The sequence below is a fragment of the Halorubrum coriense DSM 10284 genome, from assembly GCF_000337035.1.
GTDB lineage: Archaea > Halobacteriota > Halobacteria > Halobacteriales > Haloferacaceae > Halorubrum > Halorubrum coriense.
Genome location: NZ_AOJL01000068.1, coordinates 16,463 through 37,710 on the forward strand (window position 1 = coordinate 16,463; position 21,248 = coordinate 37,710).

Annotated in this window: 19 protein-coding genes and 3 pseudogenes; 7 read left to right on the plus strand and 15 right to left on the minus strand. The window is 54.8% G+C overall.

The window, feature by feature from the left end; genetic code table 11:
* Nucleotides 1–27: 27 nt before the first annotated feature.
* The 4 genes from C464_RS16920 to C464_RS18100 all read right to left on the minus strand — a co-directional run bounded on the left by C464_RS16920 (nt 28) and on the right by C464_RS18100 (nt 1,965).
* Nucleotides 28–375 carry a DUF6788 family protein gene (locus C464_RS16920; protein WP_006115024.1) on the minus strand — a complete coding sequence of 116 codons (348 nt, stop codon included), beginning with the start codon at nt 373–375 and terminating at the stop codon, nt 28–30.
* 231 nt (nt 376–606) lie between these two features.
* Entirely contained in the window at nt 607–774 is a 168-nt protein-coding gene (locus tag C464_RS20095) for a DUF7837 family putative zinc-binding protein (protein ID WP_449404384.1), read from the minus strand.
* Between the two features lie 421 nt (nt 775–1,195).
* On the minus strand, nt 1,196–1,492 hold the full coding sequence (locus C464_RS16925) for a hypothetical protein (RefSeq protein ID WP_006115026.1): 297 nt from the start codon (nt 1,490–1,492) through the stop codon (nt 1,196–1,198).
* A gap of 215 nt (nt 1,493–1,707) precedes the next feature.
* On the minus strand, nt 1,708–1,965 hold the full coding sequence (locus C464_RS18100) for an IclR family transcriptional regulator (RefSeq protein WP_006115027.1): 258 nt from the start codon (nt 1,963–1,965) through the stop codon (nt 1,708–1,710).
* 235 nt (nt 1,966–2,200) lie between these two features.
* Here C464_RS18100 and C464_RS18105 point away from each other — a divergent pair, with 235 nt between their 5' ends.
* Nucleotides 2,201–3,325, plus strand: a complete 1,125-nt coding sequence (locus C464_RS18105) for a CRISPR-associated protein Cas4 (protein ID WP_080510515.1) — start codon at nt 2,201–2,203, stop codon at nt 3,323–3,325.
* Nucleotides 3,318–3,905, plus strand: a complete 588-nt coding sequence (locus tag C464_RS18815; protein WP_152421010.1) for a hypothetical protein — start codon at nt 3,318–3,320, stop codon at nt 3,903–3,905. Before C464_RS18105 ends, C464_RS18815 begins: the two co-directional genes overlap by 8 nt.
* A 209-nt stretch (nt 3,906–4,114) precedes the next feature.
* Here the strand turns inward: C464_RS18815 and C464_RS19790 are convergent.
* Nucleotides 4,115–4,329 (minus strand): annotated as a pseudogene (locus C464_RS19790) (hypothetical protein); the annotation flags it as partial.
* A gap of 647 nt (nt 4,330–4,976) precedes the next feature.
* Nucleotides 4,977–5,618 carry an Lrp/AsnC family transcriptional regulator gene (locus tag C464_RS16935; protein ID WP_006115029.1) on the minus strand — a complete coding sequence of 214 codons (642 nt, stop codon included), beginning with the start codon at nt 5,616–5,618 and terminating at the stop codon, nt 4,977–4,979.
* A 167-nt stretch (nt 5,619–5,785) separates the two neighbouring features.
* On the opposite strand from C464_RS16935, the gene C464_RS16940 reads away from it, so the two are divergent.
* A complete protein-coding gene (locus tag C464_RS16940; RefSeq protein WP_239640272.1) occupies nt 5,786–7,567 on the plus strand; it encodes a site-specific integrase in 1,782 nt (593 codons plus the stop codon).
* Nucleotides 7,568–7,914: 347 nt separating this feature from the next.
* Here C464_RS16940 and C464_RS19035 read toward each other — a convergent pair whose 3' ends face one another.
* From C464_RS19035 to C464_RS16960, 6 genes and pseudogenes are all read right to left on the minus strand, one after another.
* Nucleotides 7,915–8,070, minus strand: a complete 156-nt coding sequence (locus C464_RS19035) for a hypothetical protein (RefSeq protein WP_161781693.1) — start codon at nt 8,068–8,070, stop codon at nt 7,915–7,917.
* A gap of 260 nt (nt 8,071–8,330) precedes the next feature.
* The gene (locus tag C464_RS19795) at nt 8,331–8,750 is read right to left on the minus strand and encodes a hypothetical protein (RefSeq protein ID WP_006115031.1); all 420 of its coding nucleotides are present in this window, start codon (nt 8,748–8,750) and stop codon (nt 8,331–8,333) included.
* Nucleotides 8,743–9,522, minus strand: coding sequence for a ParA family protein (locus tag C464_RS16950; RefSeq protein ID WP_006115032.1), 780 nt, complete (start codon nt 9,520–9,522; stop codon nt 8,743–8,745). Before C464_RS16950 ends, C464_RS19795 begins: the two co-directional genes overlap by 8 nt.
* A gap of 267 nt (nt 9,523–9,789) precedes the next feature.
* Nucleotides 9,790–11,064: pseudogene (locus C464_RS16955) on the minus strand (RNA-guided endonuclease InsQ/TnpB family protein).
* 110 nt (nt 11,065–11,174) lie between these two features.
* Nucleotides 11,175–11,240: pseudogene (locus C464_RS20100) on the minus strand (IS200/IS605 family transposase); the annotation flags it as partial.
* Between the two features lie 2 nt (nt 11,241–11,242).
* The gene (locus C464_RS16960; protein WP_049911399.1) at nt 11,243–12,841 is read right to left on the minus strand and encodes a DUF1102 domain-containing protein; all 1,599 of its coding nucleotides are present in this window, start codon (nt 12,839–12,841) and stop codon (nt 11,243–11,245) included.
* 280 nt (nt 12,842–13,121) lie between these two features.
* Between C464_RS16960 and C464_RS19040 the strand changes: the two genes are divergently transcribed.
* Together C464_RS19040 and C464_RS18825 are read left to right on the plus strand one after the other, a co-directional pair.
* Entirely contained in the window at nt 13,122–13,292 is a 171-nt protein-coding gene (locus C464_RS19040) for a hypothetical protein (protein ID WP_161781694.1), read from the plus strand.
* Complete coding sequence (locus C464_RS18825) at nt 13,289–13,555, plus strand: hypothetical protein (protein WP_152421012.1); 267 nt, start codon at nt 13,289–13,291, stop codon at nt 13,553–13,555. Before C464_RS19040 ends, C464_RS18825 begins: the two co-directional genes overlap by 4 nt.
* A 287-nt stretch (nt 13,556–13,842) precedes the next feature.
* On the opposite strand, the gene C464_RS18830 is transcribed toward C464_RS18825, so the two are convergent.
* From C464_RS18830 to C464_RS18125, 3 genes are all read right to left on the minus strand, one after another.
* A complete protein-coding gene (locus C464_RS18830; protein WP_204366006.1) occupies nt 13,843–15,330 on the minus strand; it encodes a DUF1102 domain-containing protein in 1,488 nt (495 codons plus the stop codon).
* A 139-nt stretch (nt 15,331–15,469) separates the two neighbouring features.
* On the minus strand, nt 15,470–16,105 hold the full coding sequence (locus C464_RS18835) for a hypothetical protein (RefSeq protein WP_152421013.1): 636 nt from the start codon (nt 16,103–16,105) through the stop codon (nt 15,470–15,472).
* A 27-nt stretch (nt 16,106–16,132) separates the two neighbouring features.
* A complete protein-coding gene (locus tag C464_RS18125) occupies nt 16,133–16,645 on the minus strand; it encodes a hypothetical protein (RefSeq protein ID WP_204366007.1) in 513 nt (170 codons plus the stop codon).
* 561 nt (nt 16,646–17,206) lie between these two features.
* On the opposite strand from C464_RS18125, the gene C464_RS16970 reads away from it, so the two are divergent.
* Both C464_RS16970 and C464_RS18130 read left to right on the plus strand, forming a co-directional pair.
* A complete protein-coding gene (locus C464_RS16970; protein ID WP_049911401.1) occupies nt 17,207–17,788 on the plus strand; it encodes a DUF7344 domain-containing protein in 582 nt (193 codons plus the stop codon).
* 1,847 nt (nt 17,789–19,635) lie between these two features.
* The coding region (locus C464_RS18130) for a glycoside hydrolase family 97 N-terminal domain-containing protein (RefSeq protein ID WP_193366028.1) at nt 19,636–21,248 on the plus strand (1,613 nt) is incomplete at its 3' end.

Here is a 21,248-nt window from a genome sequence, read left to right on the forward strand (position 1 = left end):
GGTGGTTATAGCAAACTTCTCACACCCCTACTCGCCTTCTGGCTTACCGACGTACTCCGATTTCATCGTCCCGTTCTCACGATAGTAGCGATAGAGATACGGACCATGCATATCCGCGGGATTCCCGCTGGCGCACTTACAGCTGTCATCACCACAGGTGACTTTCTCTTTGACGACGGTCCCGCTTCCTGCGCTATCGGACTCTTCGACGGGTTCGGCAGTCTCGGGAAGGTCGTCGGTGTCGACCGATTGGTCGCGATACTCGATGAGCGCCTCAACGTAGTCCTGTATCTCATGGAGTGTCTCCGTATCCTGTTTCGGGAGCCCCTCTGCGAGATACTTCGGGAGCGAGGTGGGTGGTGACGGCTCGTTCATGCCTTATGTAACAATCGAGCCATATTAGCGTTTGGGTGCTACATAAGGTTTCGAATCTTCTCCACCTACCGTGACCAGTTCAGCAATTACTCGAGATTGTAGGCCGCAATTTCTTGAGAGCCACACTGTGGACACTCATCGACGTCTTTCTCCACGCTGTACCCACAGTGGCGGCACTCGTGGTGCGTTGCCGACGACGGGTCGAGCCTGACGATCTGCTGGATGAACTGTTTACTGAGCATCGGTGGGGTCAACGATTTCGCCACAGCGAGGGCATTCAGCCCACACGCCTGTGTCGCCGCCAGTGGTCTCATAGTGGATGATCGCGTGCCGACCCGTGACTGTCTCGCCGCAGAACGAGCAGTCGCCACGGACTGTCTCTGGGTCATTAGAAGTCATTCTCACGAGTTCACGGGCTCCTTCGAGGGGAGGGAGCGTGTGACACTGTTTTGGAGCTGATCAGGTTGTTGGAACCGACTCAGCGGTGCTCCCTCTCCTCAAAGTTTGAGACTCTGTGACTTATACTTCGGGCGAGCGGGGTGAAAGTACTGTTCCGGGACAGCAGCGTGACCGCAGGTCGTGAGTAGCCATCGTGCGCGATGTCATACAACAGTTCACATACCCGGATCAATATCGGTCAATACAAGCGACTCACATACTGGCCAAGATAGAACTTTTTTTGCTACCTGTCAGGAGCGTCGTGCGAGATACAGAGGGTGCGTGTAGCAACTTCACCTCTTGTCTTTTCGGTCACTCCTAATGAGTCCTCCGTGCGAATGGACTCCTAACAAGAGCGGTGACCTCAACCCAACCGGCTCAATCACACTAAGAGGAGCTCGGGCCTGACGAAGCCGATCACGAGAATACTCGCCAGTACAGCAATCGCTGTGAGTCGCAGGGCACCAGAAGCCCGTCGTCGAGATTTCGGCAAGGACTCGGCAATACCGGAGAGGGCCATCCCGGCACCAATAAATAGTGTAGCATAATAAAGCGTTGCCCCTTTTAGAATGACGTAGTACGCTTGCTGCCCGGCTATCAGAAGTGCGCCACAGAGGAAAACCAGTCCAAGCCTTTTGGAGGGCTCGCCGAACACGGTCTCATCGATAATGGAGGGCATCAAGCGTGTTGTCTCCGGCGACGCTCAAATATTGCGGGGTTTGCGTACCCGCTGAGACGAGTATAGTGTGATCGTGAAACGGTGCTGGTGGCGCTGACCGACTCGACCTCTGTATTTAGCCGAACGCTGGGAAATGTCACAGGTTGAGGGTTTCACCAGAGCCCATTCTGTCTACACCGGTTCGGCATAAATGTCGAAAAATAGTAATTTTATACTTAATCCTCTTCTAGCTTACTGGCATCAACTTTTCCTTCAAGATACTGCTCCCCAACATCAGTAATTTCGTAATAGCCATCTTCGGGGCACTCTACGAAGCCATATTTCTGAAGCTCTTGAAGTCGCTCACTGACCGTAACACGATGCTTATCAATATTTTTAGCAATCGCTGTAGGACCAAGTCTTAACCCGGTATCGAGGACCTCTAAAATCCGCTCATCAGTCGGATTTTGCATCCAACTGCCGGGTTTTCTCATCATTACGAGGTCACAAATCTAGGGTTTACATCCTTCGAAGTGTCAAAATAGAATTACGATATCGTTGTATTTATACTACGGTATCGTAGTCAAATTTATTGTAGTGGAACATAGATTGTGGGTAATGAGAGGCTCAGCAACCCCAGCGATTCGCTGGATGGTACAGATGTGGTTGAACTGGAATCGTCTCTGTGTCAGGACTGTAGGTAGATGACACAGACTCAAGGGTGAGGTAATGACTGCGAGTACGCTACAGTTCCATGATCGGATCCGGATGCTCAGTGAAGCCATCACGAAAGATGCCTTTACCGACTGGTATCGAGAACGTCAAATCAGGCAGAATCTCCGCGACGGCCAACCGTGGCGACACGCGCCAGACACACTCCGTGACCCGGAGCGGCATTCCCCACATCAACTGCTTCAGTGTCAGCGGAAAACCTACTACAAAGCGAAGAACACGCCCGTTGAGGATGAGCCGCCTGCGGGAATTTTCTGGGCTGGCAGTCGTATCGAAGAAGATCTTATCATGCCGTTTCTCGAGGATGTGGCGCTTGACACAGCTGCCGATGCGTACGTCCAGAATTCCATGTGGGTCGAGTATGAGATGGCGACCGACCAAGGCGCTCTCCACATTAAGGGCTCGACTGACCCCGTCATTTGTACTGAAGCAGGCGACCCGCTGTTACCGACCGAAATCAAAACCAAACGCTCGCTGACCCAGTTTGACCAGGCAGATCCCACACCGGATCGCCGCCACAAGGCACAACTCCATGCTTATCTCCATGGCCTCGATCAGACGGTCTCACATTCACTTGATATGGGGTTGGTTATCTACGTCGATCGCACCCAGCACGACCTTCTCCCAGTCTGCGTTGAGTTTGATTCCGAGTTCTGGACGGACACAGTCATTGACTGGGCAGCAGACCAGACAACCTACCGACTCAGTGATGAACTGCCGCCAGCAGATCCTGAACAACAGTGGGAATGTGAGTACTGCTCGTACCGTCAGCGCTGCGGTCGCGATGATGACCCGTTCGCGGATACGCCGGCAGCGGGGTTTCTTCCATTAACATCTTATCCACGCCATGCTGTCGTCGAAGCACTCGAAGCTGAAGGTGGGGCTGACGCACTGACACCGACGCTCGCATACCAGCATCCAGATCTGGCAGCAGAGGCCGAGACTGATGTTTACCCGTGGACGTGTGTACTCTGTGGAGAAGAGTACGCTTGGGATTGGGACGAACTGGAGTGGGACGGCAATCCAGCAAACCCACCCATGTGTCCAGCGTGTACATCCGGACACTGGTTCACAGAACTTGCTGAGGGTACACCGCTCTGGGAGGACGGCTTACATGAGTAATGACTCCCTGTTCGTACAGCATCCATCGATCAAACTCGAAGACGTTAGAGAAGATTTTGAAGCAAATCAGGCAACTGGACGAGGTGGCGAAACCGCGTCGAGTCGCGGGTATAATGCTGAACGGCTGGCGGGTGCTGTCCTCAGCGAAAGGTGTTCATTTCATTCTTGGTCTGATCAGAGTCACTACGATACGTTCGTCACGCCGACAGACGGAGTCTGCGGACGTGTCGAGTGTAAGAGCTGTATTTATCGATACCCCTCTGGTGGGTACGGACGGTTCCGAATCTGGGCGCATCACCATGGCGTTTTGTCATATATGGCTGAAAACTGGTCTGATACAGCAAGCTATCTCTACTTTTTTGTCGTCTACACAATTGAAGACTCTATTGAGCGCGAAGTAGGCAAATTGGTCACAACAGCCGGTACAGTTGATGATGTGATCGACGAGTGGACGCTTCGAAATCACGACTCAATGGGTGAACAGCGGGCACGAGACATCTCCTGGCGCGTGCTACTCCGCCGACTGGGTGTCTCTCAGGAGCGATTCGAGACAGCTGATATCATCGATCTGACTTCCTAGACGTAGAATCACATATGTCGTCTGGTTGATTTTATACGAGAAAACTCTAATTCTCTAGCGGTAGCAGAGCCAGTACGGACATACTGGGGCCAGTCAGATAGTCCGCGAGCTCTGAGGGCGTGACTTCGGTCCTAGTTCACTACCACGCCCCGCATCAGCTCTAGTCGTCACCTCCTTTGGCGTCTTCAAGCGTTGCGTCGCCGTCTTCCTCAATGACCTTCGCCACCGAGACATCCTTCACTCTCACAAACGCTTCCTTGTAAGATTAGTCGTTGCTTGTGGGCCTTTTGAGCGTCTTCGATCAGCCGCTCGAGCAGCGGCGGTGGTGAGTAGCCGAGGAACCCACCAACTTAGTGGGAATGAGCCGGGCGTGCGACCGGAAGGTCGCCGACCAGCACTCTGCCGGAAACACAAGATCACTATTATGCTCTGTTGAATCCGATGACAGCACGGGGATCGTGATCTATGAAGGCGGGATTATCTCGCTTTTTGTCGTCAAACAGTTGGATCGATCCACCCGAAGATCTCGATCTTCTCCCTCTCGATCAAGAGTCCATCTCTGAATTCTCTCAGCAGCGCTCCTGAACCGAGTACAGAGTGACCCGATCCCGACGCCTTCTGCGGATTCAAAATATCACACTATTAGTAACATACGTTCCATGGAATAAAGATCTCACCGGTGGTGTTCCTCCTCAATTGGCAAAAATGTCAGAATCGTCTTTTGAGAGAGACAACCCCGTAGTCAGCTTCCACAATTTTTCTGTGGGTATCTGGATCGTGCCGTCGTTCCATTCCATCTGGTCTTCGTGGAGGTGAGTCACCTCGCTGGAGCGGGCCCCGAGGGGACCACAGGCAACGACGAGTAGCCGGCACTCCAGGGCGATCCCCTCGCTGTCGATGCCATACTCGCTCGGAGCATCCGCTCTTACTGCCGGGGCGTGAGGGCGTCGTCTCGTGAATGCGAGTGACCGGACCGCCTGCTGAGGGCCTCTGCCGCGGACTACTCGACCGTTGTGTGCTCGCCGATCTGAACTCCCTGTGCGATCTGCCGGCGCCGGAAGTCTATGTCTGTCATGCTGACTCGCCGGTGTCCGCGGCGCGGTCAACGATGTCCATCAGCTCGGTGAGCGCGAGGCCGATGTCGGTCGGAGCGACCTTCTGGACACGAGAGTAGTACTCCACGGCCCCAAGGTCGTGGAGGAGAGGCAGATGCGTCTGTGTGAGCGCCACGTACGTCGCGTGCTGGTCATCGTCATCGCCTCCGGTCTCTGGGCAGAGCTCTTCACCGGACGCGCACACGACCGCAGAGAGCGGGCCCACCGGTGCGTACGTTTCGGCGTCTCGGTCAGCCAGACGGGAAAGAAAGCGTAACGTCTCGCGGCGTCGCTCGTTCGAGAGGATGGTGTAGGTCTGCTCCGGCGAGAGGTCGATGTTAGCAACTGGGTGAGCGCGACCGCCATCGGCGACCGGCTGGCTACCGTCGACAAGGGAAACCGCCACGTAGTACAGCCCCATCGAGATGATAATCAGGCCGCGCGCTTCGAGCCGCTCAAGCCGACCCTTTACTGTGTCACGTGCCGCACCGGTCGCCTTCGCTAACTGGTTGAGCGAGACCGGCCGGTCGATGTCTTGAAGATGATCAATCAGTTCTGCTTCTGTCGGGACCCCGCCAGTATTATCACCGGTAGGGCGCGTACTTTCTGGCGTCGTCATAGCTGACGGCAACAGGGTGCGGTGTTCTAGCACCGGGCCCGCTTCTCAGGGTAACCCTGCGCCTACCAATTCCTTCTGTATGTTTGTACATAAATGCTTGGGATACTGAGGCTAGTTTATATACTAACACCTTGATTCTGACTCAGATAGTGGTTTCGACTGTCTAATTGTTAAATTTCGCCATTAGATATTTACCTCTGGTATTGGTAACCCAGAGTATGTCATCACTCGATGAATTCTCGGACGGGTTCCCGAAGGCGGAATCCCTCTACGATCCGAACCTCAGCGCCCAGTACGAGTCAGGGGAGCGAGAACTCAACGCTGCGCGTCGACGCGTGGTCAACGAAGACGACCTCACCCCCAGCGAAAAGCGGACACTCTACGAGTTCGACCGTGAACTTCGCAATTTAAACAACCGGGAAGACCGCCACCGGAAGGTTACCCGCGCCCTCCACGTCGACATCACGCGGCTCCTCCAGAGCAAGTCTGGGCTCCTACTCGACATCCTCGACGATTCCTACGACGGGAAGGAGGCGCTCGACGGGCTGCTCGCGTGGATCCAAGACCAGGGCTACTCGAACAACTACGTCCACAACCTACTGATCACCGTCCAGACGTTCGGCGAGGTACTCGGCTCGGAGATCGTCCAGGACCGCGTCGACGAAATCAAGCCGGGCCGCTTCCGCGACGAGGGCAAACCGCCACTTCCAGGAAACGTCATCAACTGGCAGGACGCTATCGAGATGGCCAAAGTGCGGTCCAACTGTCGTGACAAAGCGCTCATCCTCTCTGAGTGGGGGCTCGGCGCCCGCCCTGACAGCGAGCTCCTCCGGCTCCAGTACAAGCACCTGAAGTGGGAAGACGGTCACTACCAAGTCACTATCCCGTGGGACGGCAAGACCGGCGACCGAACCATCCGGCTCTTCCCCGGGGCCGCGATCCTCCGTCGTTGGATCGAAGAAAAACATCCCGTCCACGCCGATCCAGAAGCCGAGCTCGGCCCGGATACGTATCTGTGGACCAAGCTCAACTCGAACACACAGATGGATTATGACAACCTCTATCGGATTTTCGACGAGGCTGGCGAAGACGCTGGCATCGCGAAGGACACGAACCCGCGGCACTTCCGCCGCTCCCGGGCGTCGTTCTTCGCCGGGAAGCCGACGGTGAGCGAGGTCGAGCTCCGCACCCAATTCGGCTGGTCGTTCGACTCCAATTCACCACAGCACTACATCACTCGGTTCCGAACCGACATCGACCAGAACGTGGCGGCCGCCGACGGCGCAGACGTGGACCTCCTCCAAGACAAGATCAACGTCACGCCGATCGAGTGTAACCACTGTGGACGGTGGACCGAACGACACGTTAAAAACTGCGTCTGCTGTGGCGGTGAGGTCGAGCAGGAGCGCCACGAAGTGACGACGTCGGCGACAGTGACGGACGGCGAGACGGATCTCCTGAGTTTGATGATGAATGGCGAGGTGGACGCGGGAGATCTTCGGTCAGTGAAGAAGCTCTGGGGCGTCATCACCACCCGTGAGAAGTTCTATGAAGAACTCGACGGCCTGATCGAGACGGCTGAGAGGGCGGCCGGCGGCGATAAAACGGGACTCTACGGTGGTCCGGGAGCGGTCGCTGCCGTCATGGCCGGCACCGCCGTCGATATCGGTCACCGGGCGGCCGCCGCGTGGGCGACAGCGAAGCACCGGGCGCTGTCGCTCGACCCGCAGATGGAGCACTACCCGCCGAGTCCGGAGCGGGCGACAGCGATCGGCGCCGGACTCGGGATCTACCTGCTGGCCGTGTCGGCATACATGAGCCACATGGGGATGATCGAGCCGCTGCTCGCCGGCGAAGCGACGTCGCAGCTGGGGCTCGTGCTTGGGCTCGGGGTAGGGTTCGCGATGATCACGCAGGCGATGCCAGACCTCGACGAGGTCGAATCTTAACCAACACTTGACGCTCGATGCGGCAGAATGTTGGTTAATACTCGGAATTGCCACATTTCGCGCTCGTCACGCCTTCACCAGTCGCCGATCTTCTGCCCGTGAACCAGCGTAGTATTCACATTCGATGGGGATAGAGGGGGTGTATGAGCTTAGAGATAGGTGATTGCCGCATCGTCAAAATAAAACAGTGGGAAAAACACACCTGCCCAGCGTGTGACAAGATAAACACTGTACAGGCCAGTTATCTCCTTCCAGCCGGCCACAAACTCCACTGCCACAACTGCGAGAAGCCTATCGGAAAGTCTAACGAGTATAAGCAGGCCGCAGAACTGAAGGTACCCGCTTAGTCAGCGCACCCACCATTCGCCGACCTGCCTCGCCTCGATGTCGACGTTGAAGCTGACGCCGCACGAGCAGTGAACACCGATGGTCCCGTCGTGGGTGGTAAACGGGGCTTTCTCCGTCCCACAGCCGGGGCACTTGAGATGGAAGGTCTCGGTCATGTTGGGTCGTCAGTCCGTCGGGAGGATAGGTGCTCTGCCGAGCATAGTCAGATTCCGGGATAACCTTAGTTATCCCAAAAACTAGGCATACTCTCACCGGAAACCCATTATCAACCACGCTTACACCTTCGAGAAGCCGTTCTTGTCGTCCTGAATCAGGGGGTCAGACCGCCGAAGATACACTTCGGTAGTGGAGTGTTTGTGGGAGACACCTCATTTCGTCTATTTGTATAGTGTATACCGCGATAGAGATATGGCGCCTACTCGCCAAGACCGAGCTCTTCCTCAATCGACGACTCACCCAACGCTGCCCGGATCGCCGCCGGGTAGAACTCATCGTTCTTCGGCATGTCCTCTCCGTGGCGACGTCGCCACTCGACATTCAATTCCGAATACCGCATCTGGAGGTCATCGACGAGACCCTCTGGGAGATACATGTTCACGTTCTTCCGCTCACGGACGGTCTCATTGCTCTCTTCGCTCTCTGCTGTCTTTTTGCTCTTAGACATCTTTGTTGTCTTTTGTTTCTTTGAGGTCTCTGATGTATTCGATGCTTCCGACATCTCCGTAGTCTCTGAGGACGCCTCACTTTCGATGGCAGCATTGTCTCGATCGTCATCATCGCGGTCGTAGCGATCGTCCCACGGGTTGCGGTCCCGCTTCCCGTCACCATCAGTCATCGGCGTAACCCTCCAAGTGCTCAGCGACGTCTAGATAGACTTCCTCCATGTCGCAGCTCTCATTATGCTCAAAGATGGAGACGCCAGCGTTCCATGCGCGCTGGAGTGCGACACGCTTTCTGATCTCAAAGACCTCACAGTCTTCTTTGTCCTCAAAGACATCTTTGAACCATGCCATCATCTCCTCAGCTTCGCCGTCGACGCCGACCTCGTTCGCAACAAGTGCGATCTCGTCGACCTCGCCAAACGCGGACTCGATGCTCCGGAGTTGTTTGAACAAGAGTTCGATCGCGCGGATGCTGGTTGACTTCGCCTGAGCAGGGATCAGGGCGTTCCCGGTTGCGACGATTGCGTTGTCGGTGAGGACACCGAGGTTTGGCGGGCAGTCAACGAGGATATAGTCCCAGCGCTGGTCGGCGTCGCTCTCGTTGAGGAGCATGTCGAGTCGCTCCTCGCGTTTCATCACGTTCGCGAGTTCGTCCTCGGCGTTGATCATCCGCTCGTGGCTCGGGACGACGTCGACCTCTTGATGCTCGACGACCAACCGCCCGAGGTCGTCCATCCGGTCGATATCTGGGAGGACGTCGAATAGCGAGTCGCGGTCGGGATCGTCATAAAAATCCTCGAAACCGAGCCCCTCGGTCGCGTGGCCTTGCGGGTCGAGGTCGATGACGAGCACGTCGTGGCCGTGCTGATTCAGCGCGCCGGCGACGTTCAGTGTCGTGGTTGTCTTCCCAGCACCCCCCTTCTGGTTGGTAACTCCAATTCTCATAGATGTCTTTGCCCTCAAAGAGCGCAGAGATGTCGAAGAGTCTTAATACTACGTCAGACGCTCATACCCACCCAAGTATTGAGATTCATCTCCGGGTGGAGATGTTAATGCCGTCGTAGAGAACCTACGACCGCTTGATGATCTTTGAGGTGGATCGGCAGAAAGTCGAGGTTGTTGACGGAACGGCTTTAAAGATCACCCCTCCGACTTTTCGCTCTTGACATCCTCCCCGCGCTAAAGCGCGAGGATCCCTCCGTTGGGGTTCGGCTACCGACCCACAGAGGCAACTTGCGGGTTCGTGCGCACTTCTTTGGGACTTTCGTGAGGGTATGGTTTCCCCGACCAATCGTGGTCGTTCCACTCGAATCGCACGGGCCGTGCCATCGGCCTGACTTCGCAATCGCTGTTTTCTCGAAGGAACGTCTCCGACGCCGTGAGGTCGGCGTGCCCCTCGAAACCGCACGGACACGTCAGCGTCTCCCCGTGGCGAACCGTCTCCTCGTGGTCGCCACACCCGGGACACGTTTGAGAAGTCCACGCTTCCGATTCGACCTCGAGACTGATGCCGTACTCCTCACAGATACACGCGAGATGGTGGCTGAACTTCTTGAACGCCCAGAAGTTGTGCGTCTTCTCGTTCACTCTAACCGACCAGTGCGTTTCCAGCACGTCGGTCAAGTCGCCCACGTACACCGTCGTCACACCCTCGTCGTACAGTCGTTCAACGAGGTCGCGCACCAGCGCGTTCTGTGCGTGGTCACGACGCTTCGTCCGCTGTCGGTACAGCCGTCGAATCTGATTCGAGGAGTAGCGCCCCTCTCGGAGTTTCGACTGTAGGCGGGCGATTTCGTCGGTCGTCTCGCGGAACCGTCCGAACAACTCCCGTCCGTCGTAGAGGTACTGGTTCCCAGTAGTCGTGGAACAGGCGACGAGGTTGTTCGCGCCAACGTCGAGGGCGGCTTCGTGAGAAGCCAGTGGTGAATCCAGTCGAGAATCAGGTACGGTGACTGGTTGAAAAGTCCTGAATGTGTCGCTCACTTCGTCGTATTCGAGTTCCAGACGACCCTGTTTGCCGTCCCACTTCGGGTTGCCTCGGAGTTTGAGGCGGAGTCGTTCGTGGTAGCCGAGTCCGTATTCGTCTTTCAGTTCTTGCCCAACAGGGATTTCCAGACGGCTACGCTTGCCCCACTCAATCGTGTACTGGTTACATCGGATGTAGGTACGGAGTTCGCGTCCGTCCTCCTCGTTGCCCCAGTACGACGGTGGGTTGGCGTACTCGCCTTTTTCCGTGAGGGCGAAGAACGACCGTCACGCTTCACTGCTCTTGCGCGTGACCTGTTGGACGGTCGCGCTTCCGACGACGCCGTTGTACTGTCCACGGTACTCGGAGGTGTCCCACACGTCGCCGTCTCCGAAGTAGTTCTGGCGACGTTCGTAGGTCAGTTCGTTCCACAGGGAGGCGGAGGCGTCGAGTAGCCGTAGAAGGCACTCTTTGTCGTTCTCGGTCTGTGGCATGACCTCGAAGGTGCTGACGCGCTTCATTCGTCGTCACACTCCTGTTTAGCGATGTACTGTTCGACAGCGCCCTTCGAGGCGCTTCCCGCCGTACCGACGTAGTATGAACGAGTAATCATCGCGGCGCGCGTCGGAANAGCGATGTACTGTTCGACAGCGCCCTTCGAGGCGCTTCCCGCCGTACCGACGTAGTATGAACGAGTAATCATCGCGGCGCGCGTCGGAACAGGAACAGAGTTGTGAGGACAATACCGATGAGCAACGCAATTCCTCCAAGCTCAGTAAGATCGATGCCAGAACGTTCAGTCACTGCTTCTTCCCTGTCATCTCTCACTTCTGTCTCGCCTGAGACACCCGTATCGGCAGAGCCATCATTTGGAGTGTTGACACTGGAAGCACCTCCGGCCTCGGTACCGGTTTCGCCATCGGGTTGTTCGGTCACGGTAATAGACTGCGCGATTATTTGATCGGTTCCCATTCCGGAATCCCCCGGTCCAGGTTCAAGAGCTGGACCTGTCAGGACGAGGTTGTACTCTCCAGGGGAGTTGAGGCGGACAACTATTGATTCGGTCGTCGTCTCGCCAACCTCAGCGTTGACTGTGGCGACCTCGTCACTCACCAACTCTCCTTCATCAGCGGTTACAATTTGAACCTCCACCTCATTCGCGGGGGCCCGTCCGTTGTTATCGAGATTAACAGTAACGGTTAGCGTCTCCCCAGCCGCGACTTGATTGGCTGAGAGGGTCGCCTCAACCGGGACTAATGCTGGGCGCTCGGCTGCGACCGCGAACGCAGAGAACCCCGTGGAGACAACTCGGAGTCGGACTGTCTCATCGTTCGCGCTGACTACGGTCGTCTTCGGCTGCTTCCAGCCTGCCTCCGTCTCACGGTAGACGGCGAGTTGTTCGGGGTCAACGTCCGTTTCCGCGAGATAGTCGCGATCCACAACGAGCTCAGTAGTAGCCTCGCTGATTGGCTGGTCAGGTGTGGTAAACTCAACTGTGTAGTAGCCGAGCGTATCCACACCAAGCGGCATGGCGGAAGTTTCTGGCGGTGGGTCGGTGGTACCCCTTACTTCGAACTCGACGTCACCGGAGTCCGTACTGACGAACGTCAGGTTAGTGAGTCGGACCGCTGGGTCGCCGACGTGGAGCTGTCGGAGATTGACTTCAGTCTCTACTTCAGCAGCAAGCGAGAGAATTTCAACATTGCGGGCGGTTGAGTCGGGTGACTCTACCGTCGTAACTGTTCCCGGATCGTCATCGTCGTCACTATTGCCATCGTTACCTACGTCTCCGACCGCCTCTGAATCGGACGGACGGGCGTGGACCGAAATTTCATCAATGAGTTGGTCGCCCGGAGCGACTTCGGCTACACGGGTGTCAACTTCGACGCCGACTGGAACCGCGTCGTTTTCCGAAGTCAGCCGTACAGCGTTCGACTCGGTCTCGATCGGTTCGCCGTCAACGACAAACGTGACGCCTGTCCCCTCGTGGTCGATCCATGCTTCTGCGGACGCGTTTCCGTCGTAGGTAATATAGAAGAGTGTCTCCTGAGCCGCAAATGCGTCTGGATTCACCCCCTCATTATCGAGGTTCGGATTGTTTTCAGTGATATCAACCGCGAGTTCGCCATTCTCGTTGAGGTATGCGTAGGGGTTGTCGCCGGGTTGGAGTGCGACCTCATCATTGAGTGAATCGCTCGGTTGATCGAGGATAGCTGCGCCGCTGGAGACGACCAACAGGACGACCGCTCCTAACGAGATTATGATGAGTAGGACGGTTGACCCACGCTGCCATCTCATCTTGTTATACTAAGTGTCATTAGTATATAAGAAATTGCCGCACATGAGCGTATCGAGGTGTGCTTGAACACGGTGGCGGCACAGACACCATTTAGTGCCGATGCGTTGGTTGATGATGTGTTCGCTAATTACTGCGAGTCGCTACGAGCATCCTTCGCGGTAGTGAAAACACGACTGACCTCCACACGCGATACATCGTACCAATTCTTCAGCACGCCGACACACCACCGTCACCCATCACCCAAGACAACATCGCGGATTACCTCGACTTCGGGGTGACGTGAGCGACGCGATCCAGATGAGCATCATCGGCGCACTCCGCGTATTCTTCAGTGATTTCCTCGATCGGGAGGTGATGGACGCCTTCGAGATGCCGAGTAAGTCGGCGAACTCCACGACGTACCGTCGAAAGCGGACATCCAGGCGGTCTACGACGCGCTGGAGAATATGAAGTACAACGTGGCGTTCCTGTTCGCGGCGATGTCGAGTCTACGGTCCAGCGAACTTTGTCAACTGGCGATAGACGACACCGACGAGAGCAAGCGGATGATCGTCCCCGAGAAGGAGTCAAGCACGGAGCAGACGTGGGTCACGTTCTCAGCGACGAAGCGGCGGAGGCGTTCGAAGCGTTCAAACCCGAGCGTGACCCTGACGATGAGCGTGTGTTCCAGACCACGAAGCAACCCTGAATCGGAAGTTCCGCCACGTGTCTGAGGAGGTCTGCGTGAAGGTGACGGTACAGAAACTCCGGCGCTGGTTTGCGACTGAGATGAGTTGATGCGGCGTGGATGTGACGTATATCAACGCCTTCTGCGGTCGGACGCCCTCGTCAGTACTGGAGAAACATTACCTCGATTACCTCCCGGAACGGCTGAAAGAAATCTACGATGAGGCGGGCCTCACAGTGTGCGAGTAAGCCCGCGACTCGTCGGTTGTGAAAGAATGGAAAAGCCGCAGTCGGTTAGAAACCAGTTCGAAGCAGAAGTATACAGGTAGCCTAATTACTCCTCACCGAGAATAGCATCATCAACGATGTACGTGGAGTCTTCCCCAACAGAGGTAGTTGTAACCTCACCAGTTGTGTTGAACGTGTTATCATCCACGACTTGATCCACTGCGAGTTTCTCACCGTCGCCAGCTGGGGTAGGTCGGGGAGCCTCCTCTCTAGCAAGACTCGTCACGAAGATCCCGCTATCAGCACTAAACTCGTTCTCTGTGACGGTTACATCGAGGTTTTCAGACTCGTACACTGCGAGGCTGTAAGTACCACTATTGTCGAACTGATTACCTGTAATCGATGCGCTGTACGTCAGCGGATTATCAGTAGTATCATTACCACCGAAGGCCATCCCCAGGGTCGTCTCAATCACATTGTCACTCACCGTCAGGTTCTCAATATTCGAGACGTATCGAGTGATTCCGATCGTGTCAGCGCTATCGGCAGCCGGTGCGATCACGTTATCGCTGATTGTCACGTTGTCTGCGCTTTCAATCGCGACGCCAGCGAGGCCAGCGGATTCACTGTTGGTGTCGTTCGGCGTAACGGCGTTGTTGGCAATCGTCGAGCCGCTGGCCGAATCTCCGACGGCCCCCATCTGAATCACACCCTTCTGGTTGATGCTACCACTAGCTTCGCGCTCAATAGCGAATCCATCGATGGTAACCTGTTCGGCGTCAACGGCCACCAAGCCATTGATATTTGCTTCAGCACCACGCTGGTCGCTGTCACCAGCGATGCCAGCGTTCGGGCCTTTGAGAGTTAGGCCATCAACATCAATCGCTACGCTCTCCTCGTACCTACCGGACTCGACCAAGATCGTTGTCCCATCAACGGCATCAATTGCGTCCTGAATCGAACTGAATTCCCCAGCGTCTGGATCTTTACTGACGACGGCAGCGTCCTCACCGACTGGATCACTTGGTTGTGAGCCTTCTAAGCCACCCGGCACATCGACATCAGCAGTTAGCGAGGCAGTGAGTGCCTGATTTTCCGTTGAACTGAGAACACTCGTGTCGATGTGGACGCCAACGTTGACCTGCTGGCCGGTAGTGAGTGTCACAACACTGTTACTACCGTCGTTTAATTCGCGATCCGAGTCGCTTCCCGGATAGAACCAAATATCGTCGTCGTCAAGATCCTCGCCACTGAAGTTAGCCCAAACGTAGATCGTCTGGGTACCTTGGTTCTCAATCCGGAATACGTCGTCGAAATTGTACGTTGAATTGAGGCCAACACCAGATCCGCCACCATCTGACGCTCCGAAGTCCAACGCAATCTCACCATCGCCACCAGAGCTGGTGTCCACCGATGCGAACTCTCCGTTTTCATTAGGAGAAGCAGAGAGCCCGAGGTACCCATTCGTGTCGTCTGCGACGGAGACACTTACATCACGGCTTGCGCTTACACTAGTGAATGCGCCAGTCCCCATTGCCGCAGCAGTTCCACTTCCCAACACGCCCAGCGCTGCGAGATATTTGCGTCGGTTCATATTGACCTCCCCCTTGAGGGGAAATGCCCACCGGCGGAATCGAACCGCCGTTACACGGCGATGCCGTGCCACGTGTCCCGATATCATCGAGACAACGTGTGCCAGCGTGGGTCGTGGTCTACAGCGTCTTGGCTTGGAGTCAGATCGTACTACCGGAACTATTGATGAGAGTGCCACCTGGTTGGGTGGCTTGGGCGGTGAACGTGGCCGACAGCTCTTCTTTTTCAGCCTGCGTCGTTTGTGATGCACCAGTCGAGTCGATGAAGAATCCTAACTGCGCTGGCGTACCGGTGGGGAGTTTCAGCCAGGTCTCACCTTCAGTCGTTCCATCGAACCCGGTTTCATCACCGTCAATTGGCCTACTCTCCACACTCGCGACGTAAAAGTACGCATCGGTTATCTCGCCCGTCGCACTGTCGTCGCTGCTGGCATCACTGACGGGTGCCTTCAAGTAGACTGACTGAGCCCCTTGATTCGTAACCTGAATTACTCCATCGAACGAGTATGTCGAATCAATCCCGACACCAATACCACTAGCACCGCTTGAACCGTTGAAATCAAGCGAGATCTCACCGTTCCCGCCTGCCGCACCCGTCCGCGCGAATGAGGATTGATCGGAGCCCTTGTCGAGGGCGAGATAAGCTTGTGACTCGTCTGCGACAGTTACGTTCACAGTGCGGTTCGCCTCAACAGTGCTGAATGCACCTGTTCCGACTGCCGTAGCTCCCCCAAGCGTCGTCGACGCCAGACCAGCGATGAAATGTCTTCGCTTCATAAGTGGAATAGGGGAAGTCGAATTTAATTACGTCGCAGAGCCGTCGGCGTCGTCAGCATCCGCTTCGATTTCGAGGGTACCAGAGAAATCACTCGTCCCGGAAACGACAGTCACATCCACATCGATACTCTCACCGGTGTCTAGTTCAACATTCGTGTTGTTGAATCTCTGAGGGTTGGGATCTCCAGTATCGCTGGAATCTTCATCAGGATCGTAGTAGATGTATACACCATTGCTTGGGGAGGAGTCGGACGGCTGACCAACGGTCACATCATTGGAGCCAGTAGAAGGAGCAGCAAGGTCAGCTTCGACTTTCTGCGTGCCCTGGTTCGCGATCGTGAGGACACTGTCAATCACCGTCGTCGCGTTCGGGTTCACACCCTCTGCGCCATCAGGGGAACTTGGAGACGAAGTAGTAGTGTCGCTCTCGTCTAAGTCATCAAGGTTGAGTTCAACTTCGCCGCTGCCCGTAGTTTCGACGTAGCTGGAGTTCGAACCACTCGAACTCAGTGCGAGGTAGGCATTCGCATCGCCAGCCACAGTAACGGAAACCGACCTGTCTGCTGTGACACTTGTGAACGCGCCAGTCCCTACGGCAGCCGCGCTTCCAGAAGCCAATGCACCCAGTCCGACGACAAACTTTCGCCGTTGCATATTGGATTTCACCTGTGTTCTGGCACCCCCGAGCCTGACCATTCAGGCCGGAAGCGCTCGAATGAGTCATAGAGAGGGACCTACTTCGTTATGAGACGCTCGAGGCTACATCTTGGAGGAGTTGATGAATTGAATGGCAAACTCGATTTGGCTCAGGCACGCGTTATTGTTCGCATCAAGCAGTGCCTGAAGCGACATGTATCTGTATCACAGCGTTCAGGGTATCATTACGGACAGATCAAGAGTAGCTTGAAGACCCAAGAGCGGATTCTGTAATGTTTCAATCAATTCCTTCAGAATGATAGGGAGACCCAGATAATGTGTCGTGGAACATAATAACAGATAAAATATATTATTGCTTTATACTATCTGTCCTCACAAATCTAAACAGACAATCGGCGGTTTGGTGCTTGGGTATCTTGACAAGCGGGCTAAGGGGTCGATCGAATGCTACCAATCACGACATCAACAAACGAATCAAACTCAAAGGAGGATGAACTGTCCGAAGACAAAATCTATGATGTTCTATCGAATCGTCGACGACGATTTGTGATCCACGCGCTCAAACGCAAGCAAGGGCCGGTCGATATCTCTGAACTTTCAGAACATATCGCTGCTTGGGAGACCGGTAGAGATCCCGACGACGTTGAGTACGAGGATCACCGAAGCGTGTACAGTACCCTCAAGCGCACCCACCTGCCGAATCTAGAGAAAAACAACATCGTAACTGTTGACGAAGAAGAAAGTGTAGTTCATCCTACGCCTCAGTTGGAAGACCTCGACATATATGTTGAGGCTGTTAGTAGCAAGGAAATCCCCTGGAGTCTTTATTACGTTGGGCTCGCAGGTGTCGCAGTTTCACTCCTGCTCGCAGTCACAGTTGACGCACCGGTAGTTGGGACACTTGAACCAGTTGAGGTGGGCATTTTCACAGCCACCGCCTTCGGAATGTCAGCAATTGTTCACTACATCGTCGGACGCCGTACTCGTCTTGGTACTAGAGAGAAACCACCTGAACTCTATCAGTAAGAATGAGAGTACCTAGTCGGACGCCGCAGATCCGCGCTGGTAAATTCCGTCTCCTGAGTATTCTGCTCGCATTTACAGCAGCGATTGGATTTATTTTTGGTACCGCTGGGTTCACGACTATAGATGCTGACCGCGGAGTCGCAGTCAACGTAACTGAGGACGACAACGCATATCTCGGCTACGAGCAACTCGCCAATGAGGGTGAAAACATTACTGCAGGGCAACCGACACCAGTTGTAGAGTATCACAATCAAATCGGTTTCGACCTCGACACCTTGGAGGTCAACGCTTTGCGTACAAGTTCGTCTGGGCCCACAATCAAAACCGCTGATTCTCCAAGTCAACTCAATCAAGGGGGCGCTGGTACTGTCACCGTTACGCTAGATTGTTCTACAACGCAAGATATTGAGCTCAAATTTGAGGTAACCGGGACCGGANGGGGGCGCTGGTACTGTCACCGTTACGCTAGATTGTTCTACAACGCAAGATATTGAGCTCAAATTTGAGGTAACCGGGACCGGATCAAGTGCAAGCGTCTCGTATAATCGTACTCTCGAAGTCACGTGCGTACCGAGTCAAGCCGAGAGCGAACAAGGGGATGGGGAAGACGAAGACGAAGCCGAGAGCGAACAAGAGGATGGGAAAGACGAAGACGAAGCCGAGAGCGAACAAGAGGATGGGGAAGACGAAGACGAGGAGTGAGGTTACTAGGTCTCTTTGCTAGAGCAAGAACGGTTTCACTCCAAGAGAACGGTAGAAATTAGCTTCAATGACTGATTGATTCTGGCTCAAGGGGTTCCTGATCCGGATCAAGTTGTACACTCAATGTATCGAGGTCCCCCTGACAAACCTCAACCGTCTCATAACCAAGTACACCCCCGCAAATAGANGTATCGAGGTCCCCCTGACAAACCTCAACCGTCTCATAACCAAGTACACCCCCGCAAATAGAGAGTAACACAATCAGACTACAAGTATTATTCAACATGTATTTTAAATAATACGTTTGAGATCACCGCACCACCCACACAGGTGTGTCCCCGTTATGGAAACCGGGGTGAGACGGTTCGATTCCGTCGCTGGGCATTCGATAAGACAACTATGGTGAACCGACGCAAACTCCTCATGTTGCTCGGCGGTACTGCCGGCGCTAGTGCTGTTGGGACTGGCGCGTTCAGCAGTGTCACAACAAATCAAGATGTCAGTGTTGAGGTTGCTGGAGACAGCGGTGGGTACCTCGGACTAACGCCTTCTAGTGGGCCAAACGGCAGGTATGCGACTGTAACAGGTGCCAACCAGCTTGGACTCAACTTCANCGGTGGGTACCTCGGACTAACGCCTTCTAGTGGGCCAAACGGCAGGTATGCGACTGTAACAGGTGCCAACCAGCTTGGACTCAACTTCAGTGACACAGCCGCTGGCGGCCAAGGGGTTGGGACCAACTCTGTGTACACGTTTGACGATGTGTTCCAGATCACAAACCAAGGGACACAGACGATCTACATCTGGGGGACGTTCGATTTCGCTAATGTCNGGAAGTAACCAGAACGAAAGGCTTCGTAACGGACAGGACGAAGTTCTTGGCTTAGGCGTTGGTGAGAGCGAGTCAGTCGGCGTGTACATCGACACAGAAGCCGTTACTGCCGAACAGACCCTCCCAGTGACTATTCAGGCTGCTGTCGAGAAACCAGACGCGTCAAACGCGGTTGATCAACAAGATCTCGCCACACAGACTATCTCATCTCCAGATGGATCTATCAACATGACAGTCGACGTTTCGTCGGGGGTCCCAAATTATACTGTTACTTACGAGGGAACGACATANATCTCCAGATGGATCTATCAACATGACAGTCGACGTTTCGTCGGGGGTCCCAAATTATACTGTTACTTACGAGGGAACGACATACGTCGAGCCATCGCCGATCGGCTTCAATTTCTCCGGACAAGACGCGTTTGGGACAGCCATTGACGGGAGCGGACCAAGAATTCTTCCTACTGGAGGCGAGCGCGGGACAACAACCGAAGAGTGGACCCCCGAATGGGGTGAATTCGCCTCTGTTGAAGAAGAGTACAACTACCTCACCCTTAATCTCCAAGAGACCACGGAAGATGGCCGAGCAGCAAGCCTTGAGGTGCGAGTATTCAATAGCGGGCTCGGTTTTCGTGTAGTGCTGGATGACGGATTTGGAGATTTCAGTATCGATTCGGAGAACACGGAATTTAATTTCGCTGGTGATTACGACGCTTGGTGGATCGAAAACGAGTGGGTTAACCCGAGGTTTGAACAGGAGTATGCCACAGGCACTTTGAGCGATATTCCTTCAGGGGGAGGATCTACCAGGCCAAACGGAAACTCTGTGCGACGCGGAGCACACACACCGCTGACGATAGACACTGGTAGCAGTGGACCGTATCTAAGTGTCCACGAATCAAACCTCAGTAATTATGCCTCCTTGTCGTTGGCATCTCAGTCTAACGCAGGCAGTCCGAAATTTGCAGCTGAACTCGCGCCACTCCCAGATGGATCGTCAGTGAAAGCTTCGGCCCCCCATATGACGCCCTGGCGGACGATACAGATTGGAGGCACACCGGGTGATCTTGTGGAGTCTCAACTCATTCCATTGCTAGCGGACCCACTCGATGAGTCGGTGTTCCCGAGCGGTGACACGTCGTGGCTCGAAAACGGTCGCAAATATGTTGGTATCTGGTGGACGATGATCGCTGGNCTCGATGAGTCGGTGTTCCCGAGCGGTGACACGTCGTGGCTCGAAAACGGTCGCAAATATGTTGGTATCTGGTGGACGATGATCGCTGGGAGCGCCAACTGGGAGTACAAAAGTGACAACGAGATCTCCCGGAACAATAACAACCCTGCTGCGTACATCCACGGCGCGCGGACAGAACGTATGAAGCGATATATGCGGTTCGCGAGTGAACACGGTCTCGACAGTGTTCTCGCAGAAGGGTGGAATAAAGGCTGGAGTAGTTACGGTGCCAATGCCGATGGAACTGCCCTCGAACTTGGTATTGACGACTCATATCCGGACTTTGATGTGAATGAGGTTACCGAGTTCGGTGCCAACCTCTCGAATCCGGTCGAAATGACTATGCATAACGAGACTTCTGGGAATCTCGGTAACTATGAGGATGAAATTGAAAATGAGGATATATTTGAAGATTACGAGGACACTGGGATTCGATCAATCAAAAACGGGTACGTCAACGACCCTGGGCTGTATGATAAATTAAACGACCAAGAGCCGACTCAGACCCACCACTCTCAGCGTGCGGTGAACCACCACCAAACGGTCATACAAGCCGCCGCTGCGAACCGCCAGATGTTGGAAATTCATGAGGGAATCAAACCGACCGGCGAGATTCGGACATATCCGAACGTTGCCGCACGGGAAGTAGTGAAAGCACAAGAGTACGACGGGTTTGGCGAACTTGGTTCAAG